The sequence below is a fragment of the Psychrobacillus syltrankelensis genome (assembly GCF_055454035.1).
Genome location: NZ_CM144227.1, coordinates 3,301,085 through 3,316,573, shown reverse-complemented (window position 1 = coordinate 3,316,573; position 15,489 = coordinate 3,301,085). Strand labels below are relative to the sequence as shown.

At 38.3% G+C, this 15,489-nt stretch carries 8 protein-coding genes, 1 rRNA gene and 2 riboswitches; all 9 genes read right to left on the bottom strand.

What is annotated here, in order from left to right; translation table 11 throughout:
• Positions 1-163: 163 nt before the first annotated feature.
• The 9 genes from ACTSKG_RS16220 to ACTSKG_RS16180 all read right to left on the bottom strand — a co-directional run bounded on the left by ACTSKG_RS16220 (position 164) and on the right by ACTSKG_RS16180 (position 15,383).
• A 16S ribosomal RNA gene (locus ACTSKG_RS16220) occupies positions 164-1,716 on the bottom strand.
• A 525-nt stretch (positions 1,717-2,241) separates the two neighbouring features.
• Positions 2,242-3,573, bottom strand: a complete 1,332-nt coding sequence (locus ACTSKG_RS16215) for an NCS2 family permease (RefSeq protein WP_464755583.1) — start codon at positions 3,571-3,573, stop codon at positions 2,242-2,244.
• Between the two features lie 90 nt (positions 3,574-3,663).
• Positions 3,664-3,765, bottom strand: a riboswitch (purine riboswitch).
• Positions 3,766-3,849: 84 nt separating this feature from the next.
• The gene (gene guaA, locus ACTSKG_RS16210; RefSeq protein WP_464755582.1) at positions 3,850-5,403 is read right to left on the bottom strand and encodes a glutamine-hydrolyzing GMP synthase; all 1,554 of its coding nucleotides are present in this window, start codon (positions 5,401-5,403) and stop codon (positions 3,850-3,852) included.
• Between the two features lie 152 nt (positions 5,404-5,555).
• A riboswitch (purine riboswitch) is annotated at positions 5,556-5,657 on the bottom strand.
• Positions 5,658-5,690: 33 nt separating this feature from the next.
• Positions 5,691-7,886, bottom strand: a complete 2,196-nt coding sequence (locus tag ACTSKG_RS16205; protein WP_464755581.1) for a transglutaminase-like domain-containing protein — start codon at positions 7,884-7,886, stop codon at positions 5,691-5,693.
• Positions 7,883-9,076, bottom strand: a complete 1,194-nt coding sequence (locus tag ACTSKG_RS16200) for a DUF58 domain-containing protein (protein WP_464755580.1) — start codon at positions 9,074-9,076, stop codon at positions 7,883-7,885. The genes ACTSKG_RS16205 and ACTSKG_RS16200 overlap by 4 nt, the downstream gene beginning before the upstream one ends.
• Positions 9,073-10,023: an AAA family ATPase gene (locus ACTSKG_RS16195; RefSeq protein ID WP_464755579.1), complete on the bottom strand. Its 951-nt coding sequence runs from the start codon at positions 10,021-10,023 to the stop codon at positions 9,073-9,075. The genes ACTSKG_RS16200 and ACTSKG_RS16195 overlap by 4 nt, the downstream gene beginning before the upstream one ends.
• Before the next feature lie 784 nt (positions 10,024-10,807).
• On the bottom strand, positions 10,808-11,635 hold the full coding sequence (gene nadE, locus ACTSKG_RS16190; protein WP_464755578.1) for an ammonia-dependent NAD(+) synthetase: 828 nt from the start codon (positions 11,633-11,635) through the stop codon (positions 10,808-10,810).
• A gap of 2 nt (positions 11,636-11,637) precedes the next feature.
• A complete protein-coding gene (locus ACTSKG_RS16185; RefSeq protein WP_464755577.1) occupies positions 11,638-13,119 on the bottom strand; it encodes a nicotinate phosphoribosyltransferase in 1,482 nt (493 codons plus the stop codon).
• Positions 13,120-13,238: 119 nt separating this feature from the next.
• Complete coding sequence (locus ACTSKG_RS16180) at positions 13,239-15,383, bottom strand: outer membrane protein assembly factor BamB family protein (RefSeq protein WP_464755576.1); 2,145 nt, start codon at positions 15,381-15,383, stop codon at positions 13,239-13,241.
• Positions 15,384-15,489: the final 106 nt, after the last annotated feature.

The window sequence follows — 15,489 nt, the reverse complement described above, 5'->3', positions numbered from 1 at the left end:
AAATGTGATTACAAATTGAATTTCTTGAATTTGTTTCTTTCAATGTCGTTTTATCCAGTTTTCAAAGAACAAGAGTTGAATCTTCATATAAAATGAACATTCAAAACTGAACTGCAAAACGTTAAGATACAGATAAAAATCTGTATTCCGATATTATCCTTAGAAAGGAGGTGATCCAGCCGCACCTTCCGATACGGCTACCTTGTTACGACTTCACCCCAATCATCTGTCCCACCTTCGGCGGCTGGCTCCCGTAAGGGTTACCCCACCGACTTCGGGTGTTACAAACTCTCGTGGTGTGACGGGCGGTGTGTACAAGGCCCGGGAACGTATTCACCGTGGCATGCTGATCCACGATTACTAGCGATTCCGGCTTCATGTAGGCGAGTTGCAGCCTACAATCCGAACTGAGAACGGTTTTATGGGATTAGCTCACCCTCGCGGGGTTGCGACCCTCTGTACCGTCCATTGTAGCACGTGTGTAGCCCAGGTCATAAGGGGCATGATGATTTGACGTCATCCCCACCTTCCTCCGGTTTATCACCGGCAGTCACCTTAGAGTGCCCAACTAAATGCTGGCAACTAAGATCAAGGGTTGCGCTCGTTGCGGGACTTAACCCAACATCTCACGACACGAGCTGACGACAACCATGCACCACCTGTCACCGCTGTCCCCGAAGGGAAAGATCTATCTCTAGAACGGTCAGCGGGATGTCAAGACCTGGTAAGGTTCTTCGCGTTGCTTCGAATTAAACCACATGCTCCACCGCTTGTGCGGGCCCCCGTCAATTCCTTTGAGTTTCAGTCTTGCGACCGTACTCCCCAGGCGGAGTGCTTAATGCGTTAGCTGCAGCACTAAGGGGCGGAAACCCCCTAACACTTAGCACTCATCGTTTACGGCGTGGACTACCAGGGTATCTAATCCTGTTTGCTCCCCACGCTTTCGCGCCTCAGCGTCAGTTACAGACCAGAAAGCCGCCTTCGCCACTGGTGTTCCTCCAAATCTCTACGCATTTCACCGCTACACTTGGAATTCCGCTTTCCTCTTCTGTACTCAAGTCCCCAGTTTCCAATGACCTTCCACGGTTGAGCCGTGGGATTTCACATCAGACTTAAAGGACCGCCTGCGCGCGCTTTACGCCCAATAATTCCGGACAACGCTTGCCACCTACGTATTACCGCGGCTGCTGGCACGTAGTTAGCCGTGGCTTTCTAATGAGGTACCGTCAATGTACGAGCAGTTACTCTCGTACTTGTTCTTCCCTCACAACAGAGTTTTACGATCCGAAAACCTTCTTCACTCACGCGGCATTGCTCCATCAGACTTTCGTCCATTGTGGAAGATTCCCTACTGCTGCCTCCCGTAGGAGTCTGGGCCGTGTCTCAGTCCCAGTGTGGCCGATCACCCTCTCAGGTCGGCTACGCATCGTCGCCTTGGTGAGCCGTTACCTCACCAACTAGCTAATGCGCCGCGGGCCCATCCTGTAGTGACAGCCGAAACCGTCTTTTAACATTTCCACATGTGAGGAAATGGATTATTCGGTATTAGCCCCGGTTTCCCGGAGTTATCCCAATCTACAGGGCAGGTTGCCCACGTGTTACTCACCCGTCCGCCGCTAAATCAGAAGAAGCAAGCTTCTTCATCATTCGCTCGACTTGCATGTATTAGGCATGCCGCCAGCGTTCGTCCTGAGCCAGGATCAAACTCTCCATAATAGAGAACTTAAAAAGCTCATTTTGTTTTGCTGGCATCATCATTAAATGATGTCATTTTTGTTTTGCTATCAAACTAACAAGTTAGTTTAATAGCTGTATGTCTTAACGTTTTGCATGTTCAGTTTTCAATGTTCATGTTTTGTTTTTGTTGTTGTGTCGTTTTGGCGACTTTATTATCATAACAAGTTTCGTTATCAATGTCAACAACTTTTTTATTTCTTTTTTGAAGAAGTCAGTAATGAAAATGACAACTTGATTACTATACCACCTTGTAGAACTTATGGCAAGAGGTTTTCTTAACTTTTTATCCAAAAACTTTTACCTTTAACACTTCATACTAATATAGTGTATAGCACTTCAATGGAGGAGGCTGGATAGTTCGTCTGCGGAAAGAGAGTTTCTATTTCCTAACTCGATTTTTCTTGCTTTCTATCTAAAACAAAAAAGACTGTAGTAAAACTCGATTCCTTTCGAGTCTTTCTACAGTCTAAGAGAGACACAATGCCTCTATCTATCTTTTATTTATTATAAGAAAATAAAGTAACCAAGGAACACTACCCATAGTACGTACATAATAGGATGAACTTCTTTAATTCGACCTGCAACGATCATTGTAATTGGATAGAATAAGAATCCAATTGCTATACCAGTTGCAATAGAGTAAGTTAGTGGCATTGCAATAATTACAAAGAATGCCGGAACTGCAGTTTCAAATTTAGTCCATTGAATATTTCCTAAAGAAGATACCATTAAGACTCCAACGACGATTAATGCTGGTGCAGTTACATAAGAAGTAATTACACTTAAAACTGGATAAAAGAATAATGATAGTAGTAATAGTACTCCTGTCACTACTGCTGCAAAACCTGATCGTGCACCTGCTGCAACTCCAGCAGTAGATTCAACATATGAAGTAGTAGTGGAAGTACCAGCTACTGCACCTGCCGTTGTAGCAATTGCATCTGCTAAAAGCGCTTTTCCTGCACGCGGTAGTTTGCCTTCTTTCATTAAACCTGCTTGGTTTGCTACAGAAATTAATGTACCAGCAGTATCAAAGAAGTTAACAAATAAGAAAGTAAGCACAACGATTAAGAATTGTGAAGTTAACAAAGCAGAAGGATTATTAAGTATTGGGTCAAGTGCTGCTCCAAAAGTTGGTGCCATACTTGGGATTTTTCCTACAACTCCATTTGGAATAGGTACTAAACTAAATATCATCCCAACTATAGAAGTAATTAGCATACCGTAGAATATACCGCCTTTAATGCCTTTTACCATCATTATTAAAGTTATTAACAGTCCAAAAATCGTTAATAAGATATTAGGGTCTGTTAAATCACCTAAACCAACTAATACATTATCATTTTTAACTATAATCTTTGCATTTTGTAGACCAACGAAAGTTATGAATAAACCAATACCTGCTCCAACGGCATACTTTAATTCAGTTGGTATGGCATTAATAATTGTTTCACGAATACCGGATAATGAAAGAAGAATGAAAATAACACCTGCAACAAAAACACCTGTTAAAGCTACTTGCCAAGGTATACCGAATTTCAATACAACCGTATAAGCAAAGAATGCATTAAGTCCCATACCCGGCGCTAATGCGATTGGATATTTCGCTAACACTCCCATCAAAATTGAACCAATAGCTGCTGCAATTGCAGTCGCTGTAAATACAGAGCCTTTATCCATATACATAAACTCAGGTAAACCCGGAACAGTCTCTAAAGATAAAGTCATTGGATTTACTACTAAGATGTACGCCATCGCTAAGAAAGTCGTAAAACCACCAATAATTTCGCTACGGTAATTCGTACCTAGTTCTTCAAATTGAAAATACTTTTTCATGTTATCCTCCATTTTTTGCCCATATAACGAAAGAAAAGCATACGACCATTGAAAAAGGTCGTATGCTTAATATCTCTAATAAGTGATAGATAAATACTTTTCACTCATCGTAGTCGAATCATTTACGGTGATTCGGTAGAGACTTTTGGGCCTTATTCCCAACGTTATACGACGACATAATTAAATTATGTAAGTAATATAACACTGTTTTTTTTGAAAATCAATACTATTTCCGAACATTTATTAATTATTATTAAAAATAGTTCGTTAATAGATCTATTCCCACTCAATCGTTGCTGGTGGTTTGCTCGTAATGTCATACACTACGCGGTTGATATGAGGTACTTCGTTTACAAGACGGATACTTACTTTTTCAAGTACATCCCATGGGATACGTGCCCAGTCAGAAGTCATACCATCAATAGAAGTAACAGCACGAATACCAATAGCATAGTCATATGTGCGAGTGTCACCCATTACTCCAACGCTACGAATGTCAGGAAGGACAGTGAAGTACTGCCAAATATCACGATCTAAACCAGCTTTCGCAATTTCTTCACGAAGTATTGCGTCTGATTCACGAACGATTTCTAGTTTTTCTTCCGTAATTTCACCGAGTACACGAATACCTAAGCCAGGGCCTGGGAAAGGTTGACGCCAAACAATTGCTTCTTCAAGACCAAGTTCTAAACCAAGTGCACGAACCTCGTCTTTAAACAATGTTTTTAATGGCTCGATTAACTTGAATTGCATGTCTTCCGGTAATCCACCTACATTATGGTGAGATTTAATCGTTTGTGCTGTTGAAGTACCAGATTCAATAATATCGGTGTAAAGAGTACCTTGAGCTAAGAAATCCATACCATCTAATTTAGAAGCTTCTTCATCAAATACGTAAATGAATTCGTTACCGATAATTTTACGTTTCTGTTCTGGATCAGAAACACCAGCTAATTTATTCATAAAACGCTCACGTGCATCGATTTTAATAACTTTCATGTTAAAGCCTTCTGTGAAAGTCTTCATAACTTGCTCAACTTCGCCTTTACGGTTTAAGTTATGATCCACAAACATACAAGTTAATTGGTCGCCGATTGCTTTGTGAATTAAAACGGCAACTACAGATGAATCTACTCCACCGCTTAGTGCACAAAGAACCTTCTTGTCGCCAACTTCTGCACGAATTTTTTCAATTTCCATTTCGATAAAACTTTCCATTGTCCAATCGCCAGTTGCGTGGCAAACGTCAAATACAAATTGACGTAGTAATTCGATACCGTAAATAGAATGTCTTACCTCTGGATGGAATTGAACTGCGTAAAATTGCTTCTCTTCATTTGCCATTGCTGCTACTTCACATGAAGGACTTGTTGCAATTACTTCAAACCCTTCAGGTGCAACTGTTACATGGTCTCCGTGACTCATCCAAACAATTTGATCCGCTGGAAGTTGTCCAAATAAAGTCGTGGCATTTTTTACATTGATTTCAGCTTTACCATATTCTCTATGAGCAGCTTTTTCCACTTTCCCACCGAAATGTTGAGACATTAATTGCATCCCGTAACATATCCCTAAGATCGGTACACCAATTTCATAAATCTCTGGATCAATATGAAAAGCATTTTCATCATATACAGAGTTGGGACCACCAGAGAAAATGATTCCAGTAGCATTCATTTTCTTTAAATCTTCCGCACTAACTGTATGTGGGTGTAGTTCGCTGTAAACTCCAAATTCACGTATACGGCGAGTGATCAATTGATTATATTGACTACCGAAATCTAGAACGACAATTTTTTCTTGTTCTTTCAACAATGGAGTTGAAGACATTAGCATCCACCTCTTCTAATAATTGATCCAAATTGCGCACTATTCTTTAGGGTGTCCTGAATAAGATTAAAAAAACGCGTAAGAAAGTATTTCCACTCTCTACGCGTTTATGATCTCTACAACAAAAAGGTGAATGCAAATGTCAAAAAAGACATGACTGCACTCACCTTCATAGTCAAGTTATTATCGGTAACTTGGTAGAGACATCCGAACCATATTATCGGACATATACGAGGGCAATTGGTCAATTTAATTTGACCTTAGTTTACAGGTTATCGAGCTTAAAATCAACCGCTTAGCTGATTGATTAAATTTTCCCAACTTTCTCTCATTAACCTGTAGTTTATTTCTTCACGATCGCCACCATAGATCCCTTTTTCATAAACGCTTGTTAACTTTCTCATATGATTGCCACCAAAATCAGTATCAATCTTTTTAGCATAATCTGATAAGGTTTGTCCTTGTTCTTTCTCCACCCCATATAACTTAAGTTGCATTAATAACTGATGATACATTTTCTCGAATGTCTCCCAATCATTTTTGCGCATACGATAAAATGGTATTAATACTTTAGAAATCCACTTTCTTCTATAGTGATAAGCTAATAAGCTAATAAAGAACAAGCCAACACATGACCAAATAATCGTTACTTTTCGGTCAGTAACCCATTTTATACCATCACTCATCACTTTAGTAAACCCTTTTGACACTTCAGATTTATCTATTTTTGTTTCTTCTTTTACAGGTTGCTTTTTAACGGGTGGAACTGGAGTATCAGATTCTGTTTTTCCCGTATTTAAATCATAATCTAAGTTTGCACTATTTGAAAAAGTAATCGTTGGTTCAAAGTACATCCAACCTACTCCTGGAAAATACGCTTCCACCCATGAGTGTGCGTCATTATTCGTTACTTCATAAACAGGAACATTGTCATCTTTTCGAACGATTTTTCCTGCCGCAAAACCTTTCACCCACCTCGAAGGTATACCAATGGACCTCAACATGACGACCATAGAAGTCGAGAAATTATCACAATACCCTATTTTTGTATCAAATAAAAACTGATCCACATAATCTATATTCCTTTTTGGAATTGCAGCTAACTTTTGATCGTAGCGAAACCCACTTCGACTAAAATATCTTTCAATAGACTTTGCTTTTTCATATAAACTAGCTTTGTCTGCTGTAATAGAAACAGCTAATTCATTTACTCGTGAAGGAAGGGTTTCCGGTAGCTGTAAGTATCTATCAAACTCACTTGTTAGGCCATCAAGACTCTCAACTGTAGCTCCTCGGAGCGCCTTCAAACTATAAATAGGTTCACTATAAGAAGTTACATAAGAATTAAGTGGTATTGTGCTACCACCAAAGAAGGATAACATTTTTTGATTTGTTTCATTTAGAGATAATGTTACGGTTTCTTCGCTATTTATAGATTTTATTCCATAAGGTTGCATAATAAAATCGAATGCTTGCGTCATTGAGATATTAGCAGTAGCCGTTGATTCCTCACTACCAGGTGTAATATCAGAAGTAATTGGTGCTCCCAATTCATAACTAATGATTTGTGGATCAATTTCTGATTGTATCCATCCTTTGGAAGTGTACGTATCCTTCGTCTCGACTTTCCAATACTGTTTTCTTGGAACTGTCGCATAAAACACAGGAGTGTCATCACCAAGGAATGCCCCGCCCAACATTTCATCGTTTTCCCCATAACCAACTTTACGAGCAATATTTACGCCACCATCTTTAAATCCAGTTGCAGAAGGACTAGTAGAAGTAAGAAATGGAACAGGATCCGGCCAACTTGGGCCTGCTTTAGGCAGAACATATGCAATAATTCCACTTACTGCTATCAACCCAAAAAGACTTACAAACGTTCCTAATATGAATCTTCCATTTGTTTGGACATTATTTTCAGACATCACCTTCTGTGCATACAACAAGCCACTAATAATAAATCCAGTGACTAATACAATAATGATACTTTTCTCACCATTATAAGGACTAAAGGTATCTAAAATAGTAATAAATAAAACTGTTAATAGGAAGAACAGCATTACATTTTTTCTTACTCGAATCCAGTAATTCAATAAATAAGTGGTCATCCACAATAATATAAAAAACAACAAAGTACGAAAAGCATCCGTCACAGCATGCCAATCTTGAGATACTAATGCCTTTAAATTCCCCCATATCATATTAAATAAATATAAAATCGTATCACTCGAGAAAAAAGATAGGTCGGTATAGAGATAAATAAGCACCCAACTTATAAACAATACTTTTAAAGGTATTACAATTTTCCAAGTTATCTTCAAAAAATAAAGTAAAAAAGAAACTGCCAAAAACAAACAAAATAATTTTAAGTAATCTGTATCCGTTAATTCAATGACTGGTTTGAGCCATTCGGTCAATAAGATAAAAACCAAAAAGTAAATTAATATAGATAAAAATGATTTTGGTGTTTCTTTATTCATGAGCGATTCACCTCCAAAAATGCTTTGGCAAACCGTTCTTTCGTAATAATATGGATATTAATCCTTCTACTTGTAGCGTACTGATGTAATGCAATTTCATCCCCTGTTAACTTAATATCTTTTTGTTTTACAATAAAACAAGTACATAGACGTAAATTATTCGCCGTTTTTTGAATACTATCTATCCATTCATATGAAAGATTACTTGTAATATATAAAAGAGAAGTTGTTAGAGCAATGGAAGATTCATTTAGAATTACTTGCTCAGTTGGCTTTTTTAAATCCGCTTGTACCTTTGTTAAATGATATAACACGCGGTGCAGCTGCTCCTCATTTTGTACTGTAGGAATATATAACCTAGTTTCACCAATAGAAAGGAATGAACTTTGAGAGTGATTTCGCACAATAGCTTGCATGATTGATGCAGTTAAATCCACCAAGTCCTCGAATTGAGGAGAAGGATTACGATCCATTAGTACAAACAACTCCTGCGATTGTCGATCTTCAAATTCTTTCGTCTTTAGTGTTTGCGTCCGGGCAAATGATTTCCAGTGAATCCAAGAAACACGGTCTCCTGGTTGATAGGTGCGGACACCTGTTGCCATAGTAGTATCCTTCATCGTTTGAATTCTTGATACTGTAGCTCCTTGGTCATACCTTGTTTCTATTGGTATATACACCATTTCAGTCAAATTCGGAAAAACTAAAATCTTTTTCTTGTTAGGAATAAATGCTTCTTTCGAAACCCAACCAAACAAATCACTGACGCGGATAATTACTCCTTCCAGTTCATGTTCACCTCGAGGAATATGTTCTATCTCGTAAGTCCACTTAAATTCTTTTTTCATTCCCCAAAACTTTATTTGCTTAGGCGTTGTTTGTCGTAAACTACTACTTACCTTCTCTTCAAATGATGTATACATTAGAGGAAAGCGATTTTTTCTCTTCAATTGAATAGTTGCTGAAAACCTACCGCCACTAAATACCTTACGTGTTTCAATCGTTCTTTCAACTTCAATGTTAGATATAGAATAAAAGAACAGCAGAATAGAATAGATAGATAGAGGAATGACTAAGTAAAAAAGAAACCAACTTACAAAGCCTCCTTGAAACATTGCATAGATAAAAGCAGAAACTAGAAGGAGAATGATAATAAGTACGCCTTTTAGATGCTTTAAACCTCTTTTCATTGATTTATTTTCCTCTTAATTGGAACAGGAGTCCTTTTAACAATTCGAGAAAGAACTTCTTCTGTAGAAATTCCATCATAGCGGGCTTCCGGTCTTAGTATAATTCGATGACAAAATACAAATGGGACCAAATATTGCACATCATCCGGCGTTACATAATCTCTACCTCGAAGCATAGCAAAGGCTTGAGAAGCTCTCATTAAAGCAATAGAACCACGGGGACTAACCCCAAGATAAATATATGTATCCTCTCTTGTCCGACTAGCAAGGTCTACAATATATCCTTTTATCGTGAAATCAACTTTAACATCTTTCACTTTCTTTTGAAGTTCAATTAACTCTTCTAATGAAACAACAGCTTCTAACTCCTCAATTGGCATTCTTTTTTCTAATCTATTTAATACTTCTATTTCTTCACTCGGATGCGGATAACCCATTTTTAACTTCATTAAAAAACGATCTAATTGTGCCTCAGGAAGTGGATAAGTACCTTCATGTTCAATTGGATTTTGAGTAGCCATAACGAAAAATGGCTTAGGAATCGGCATAGTAACCCCGTCTATTGTGACAGAAGCTTCTTCCATTCCTTCTAATAAAGCTGATTGAGTTTTTGGTGAAGTTCGATTTATTTCATCTGCAAGTACTATATTCCCTAGTATCGGGCCAGGTCTAAACTCAAATTCCATTTCTTTCGGGTTATATATCGAGACCCCCACCACATCAGACGGCAATAAATCTGGAGTAAACTGGATTCGTTTAAAATCAGCACCTATGGATTTTGCAAGTGCACGAACCATCATTGTTTTTCCTACTCCTGGCACATCTTCTAATAATACATGCCCATCTGCAAGCAATGTGATTACCGCAAGTTCGGCAATATTTTTTTTCCCAATCATCACTCTTTCTATATTAGTAATAATTGATTGAATCTGTAATTGTTCATTCATTTGATTTCCCCCAACATCTACTATTGATAGATTAGTTCGAAAATTAATACAATACTTAATTAGCATACCGAAAATTACAATATAATACAAATAGAAATGTGGCAAATGTGGTTAAGTGCATAAGCAGGCATGCGAACCTAAGTAGACCGTATGAGCACCTAGTGTCGACGGTATGAGCACCTAATGCGTGGCTATCAGCACCTAAACTCATTTTATAAGCACCTACAAATGCCATTCGCACCTAAGTCTACCGTATAAGCACCTAAAGCGTGGCCATCAGCACCTAAACTCATTTTATAAGCACCTACTAACGCCATCCGCACCTAAGTCTACCGTATGAGCACCTAAAGCGTGGCTATCAGCACCTAAAGTCATTTTATAAGCACCTACAAACTCCATCCGCACCTAAGACGATCCCATAAGCACCTAAAGCGTGGCTATCAGCACCTAAAGTCAATCTATAAGCACCTACAAACTCCATCAGCACCTAAGTCTACCGTATAAGCACCTAAAGTGTGGCTATCAGCACCTAAAGTCATTCTATAAGCACCTACAAATCCCATCCGCACCTAAGTCTACCGTATGAGCACCTAAAGTGTGGCTATCAGCACCTAAAGTCATTTTATAAGCACCTACAAATCCCATCCGCACCTAAATCGACCCTATCAGCACCTAAAATCATTCTATAAGCACCTACTAACGCCATCCACTCCTAAGCCGACCTATACTATTTCTTATAAAAAAACGAGCCATCTCCTTTGTGAGATGGCTCGACCTTGTTTAATTACTTCCAGAAATCATCGAAAATGGTTATTGGCATATGTCGTTTGTGCATCGAACGATTATAATGGCCTTCTATTTTTTCTTGAGCTTCTTTGGAAACTTCTTTGCCTTCTAAATAGTCATCAATTTCCTCATACGTAACACCTAGTGCGACTTCGTCAGGAAGAGCAGGTTTATTTTCTTCCAAATCGGCAGTCGGCACCTTCAAATATAAATGCTCTGGACATCCGAGATGCTGAAGTAGTTGCTTACCTTGTCTTTTATTCAAGCGGAAAATAGGCATTAAATCAGCGCCACCATCTCCGAATTTTGTATAAAAACCAGTTACTGCTTCTGCTGAATGATCCGTTCCTAATACGATGCCATTGTACATTGCGGCAATTGAATATTGTGCTTTCATACGTTCTCTCGCTTTTTCATTTCCTTTGGCAAAATCAGAAAGCGTGATTCCTGCATCCAGAAGGGCTTGTGTACTTGCATCAACCGCCTCTTTAATGTTAATCGTAACTCTTTTGGTTGGTTGCATAAAATTTAGTGCATCTTGACGTTCTTCCTCATCAAATTGCACTCCGTATGGTAGACTAACTGCGATAAAGGCATATTTATCTGCCCCTGCTTCTTTGTTTAATTCATCTACTGCAAGTTGAGCAAGCTTCCCAACCAGAGTAGAATCTTGTCCACCTGAAATACCTAATACCATGCTTTTTAGAAAAGAATTCTTTGTAAGATACGCTTTCATGAAGTTAATGCTTTTACGAATTTCTTCTTCTGCATTAATGGTTGGCATTGCTTGAAGTGCCTCAATGATTTCTTGTTGCTTAGTAGTCATTGTTACTGACCTCCATTGTGCGCAATAAGATTATGTTCCATTTCTTTTATTTCTTGGATATTACGCATTTTATTGTCCCAACATTTTTGACTTAAATCGACTGGATATTCTTCTGGATTTAGAGACCGTTTATATTCATCCCATAATAATTCTAAGTTCTCATGAGCATAGCTTCGCATTTCTACTAGAGAAGGGTTTTTATAAATTTGTTGTCCATTTTCAATTACTTTTACATGTAACTCTTTCGCTTCAAAGTTCGTCACAAATTTTGATACAAATGTATGGACTGGATGGAACATTTTTAAGCGTTTTTCATGCGTAGGATCTTCATCATACATCGTGATGTAATCTCCTTCCGCTTTACCGTTTTCCTTATCGATAATTCGGAATAGTTTCTTCTGCCCTGGTGTTGTCACCTTTTCTGTAGTAGAAGAAATTTTAATCGTATCTTCCATTACACCTGCTTCATTTTCAATTGAAACAAGTTTATATACTGCTCCAAGTGCAGGTTGATCATACGCCGTAATGAGTTTGGTACCGATACCCCAGCTATCTACTTTTGCACCTTGTGCTTTCAAATTTAAAATCGTATATTCATCTAAATCATTAGAAACGACGATTTTAGCATCTGTAAAACCAGCCTTATCTAGCATCTTTCTCGCTTCTTTTGAAAGGAAGGAAATATCACCGGAATCTAAACGAATTCCTATAAAGTTAATTTTATCACCAAGCTCTTGAGCCACTTTAATAGCAGTAGGGACACCAGTTTTCAATGTATTATACGTATCCACTAAAAAGACACAATCTTTATGTCGTTTTGCATACGAATGAAATGCTTCATACTCATTTTTATAAGCTTGTACAAGTGAATGTGCATGGGTTCCTGCAACTGGAATGCCAAACATTTTACCAGCTCTAACATTACTAGTCGATTCAATTCCACCAATATATGCCGCACGAGTTCCCCATATTGCAGCATCCATTTCATGTGCTCGTCGAGAACCAAACTCCATCGCAATTTCGTCCTTCACTACTTGCTTTATACGAGAACCTTTTGTAGCAATTAGCGTTTGATAGTTCACAATATTTAACAATGCTGTTTCTACAAGTTGAGCTTCTGCCAAAGTGGATTCAATTCTCATAATAGGCTCATTCGGAAATACAAGCTCTCCTTCAACCATGGAATACACATTCCCAGAAAATCGAAGTGTACGTAAGTATTCGATAAAATCTTCTTTGTAACCGAGCTCCTCATGCAAATAAGCTAAGTCACTTTCCGAAAAATGAAAATCACGTAAATAATCAAGACATCTTTCCAGCCCTGCAAAAATACCGTATCCATTTCCAAATGGAAGCTTACGGAAAAATAATTCAAATACCGCTTTTCTTTCATGCATATTATCAGCCCAATAAGCTTCGGTCATATTAATTTGATATAAATCGGTATGTAATGTTAAGCTGTCGTCTGGATAATCTCTTTTCATAAAAATCCCCTTCTCCATAACTATTGAAATAAGTATACACTATTTCCCCTTTTTCTTGGATATTTAAGCATTCAGAAACCAGCTATCAAAATGACAGCTGGTTTGAGTCTTTGGATTTATTACTTACCTAATGGTGAAATTACAGTCAATACATAATCGGCAACTGCTTCTATCTCTTCTGCCGTTAAAGTATCTTTAAAAGATGGCATGACAGATTTACCATTTGTTATCCGTTCAATGATAGCTTCTTTATTTTCTGCAATTTTACTATCCTGCAAATTTGGTCCATTGTGACCATTTGCTCCTTGGTTACCATGACAAGCGAGACAGTTTGCATCATAAACTGCTATTCCTTTATCGGGATTTGCACTCACTGTGGTAACTTCGGAAGTTGCAGCATCCTTTTTAGCGGAAGCATCAATTACTTGACCTTCCGGAAAAGCCCCACCTAATTTAAACGTATATACTTTATCCCCATGTATAGAGCCTGCAAGTGCATTACCTGCAGCATAGATAGCGATGTATTGCTCTCCATCAATTTCATAAGTTATTGACGGAGCGTTTGCACCTGCATCCATCTTATACTCCCATACTTCATCACCGTTTTTTGCATCAAATGCTATTAAACGTCCATCATTATGACCAACAAATAAAAGGTTTCCAGCAGTTGTTAGTACACCGCTATAAGCAAGTGTGTCCCATTTTTTTTGCCATGCTATTTTATTGGTTTTCACATCAATCGCAGTAACTGTTCCTCTAGTTGGAGCGTTTAAAACCGGTCCAAAAATACTACCCAGATAGGCGTCACCTTCAGAGTACTCACTTAATTCATTTCTTTCAAAAGACATGTAGTGATCATTGCCTAATACATAAAAATATTCGGTATCAGGATTGTATGCGGAAGGTGGCCAGTTTGCTCCTCCAAATGGACCTGGTTTAAGTGTAATTGGTACATCCCAAAATGGAGTAAATATACTACCAATTTCTCCTGAAAATTCGGGTCCTAAATCATTTTTCACATCTTCTTCCGTTATAGTTTGCGGAACAAATGCATCGCCAACCGGGAACGGCTGAGTAGCAGCTGTTTTTTGACGTTCTTCTTGAGTTACTGGTTTTTCCTCGATTCCTACTAACGGAGTTCCATCAGTACGATCTAAGAAATAAACCCAACCAGTTTTGCCCGCTTGCCCGAGACCTTTTCGCATCTTTCCATTCATTTCTATATCATATAAAATGACTGGATTGGTAGGATCCATGTCCCATATATCATGATGCACCTCTTGGAAATGCCACACATACTTGCCGTTCTCTGCATTTAAAGCAACAATTGAGTTAGCGTATAAGTTATCCCCTTCACGATTACTTCCGTCTAAGTCTGGTGCTGTATTTCCAGTAGCAAAATAAATGTAACCCAGCTCTGGGTCAACTGCTGGAGTATTCCATACTGGTCCCCCACCGGTTAACCAAGCATTATTATCAGATGGCCATGTATCACCATCAGTATCAGCTGGACCTGGAATCGTATAGAAACGCCATACCTCATGACCTAAATCAGAGTCATAAGCCATCACACGCCCCCGAATTCCATATTCTCCTCCTGAAACTCCTGTGTAAACTTTACCGTTGTAATAAAGTGGAGCACTAGTTACTGTGTAGCCTTCTTCCCATTCAGCTACTTTTGTTTCCCATAATAATTCTCCAGTTTTTTGGTCTAGTGCGATTAAACGGGCATCTAACAATCCCACATATACTTTGCCGTCACCAACTGCAACACCACGTGTTGTCCAACCACAACATACCGTATTCATTTCTTGTGGAATGTCAGGTGTATAAGCCCAAATCTTTTCACCTGTTTTTGCATCTAAAGCGAAAATGTCATTTGCACCCGTTGCAATAAACATTACACCGTCCACTACGATTGGTGTTGCTTCTCCAGAATATTTCCCCTCTGAACCTGAACCTAGTCTACTAACCCAAGTTGGTTTTAAGTCTCCAATATTTTGTGTAGTAATTTGATTGAGCATAGAATAACGTCTGTTATAGTAATCTCCCCCATGAGTTACCCATTCAGTCGATGCATAGTCTAACGTAGACGGATCAGGCTCTATTACGGAGTCTATCACAGGTTCTTTTACTGTTATGCTGGTGTATTCAGGCTCTTCTTCCTCAATATCTACTACTATATAAATCATCAAAACTCCAACAAGTACAATTATAGAAATAATAAAGAATTTTGCCCATGCAGATAACTTTTTATATCCCATCATATCCCCCTTTAAGCTAATAATAAAGATTATGTTATTTCAAAACTCCCACTAAAGTATTTTATGTTTCGAATTCAGAATAAATGTTTCCGCTCTCATCTTAATA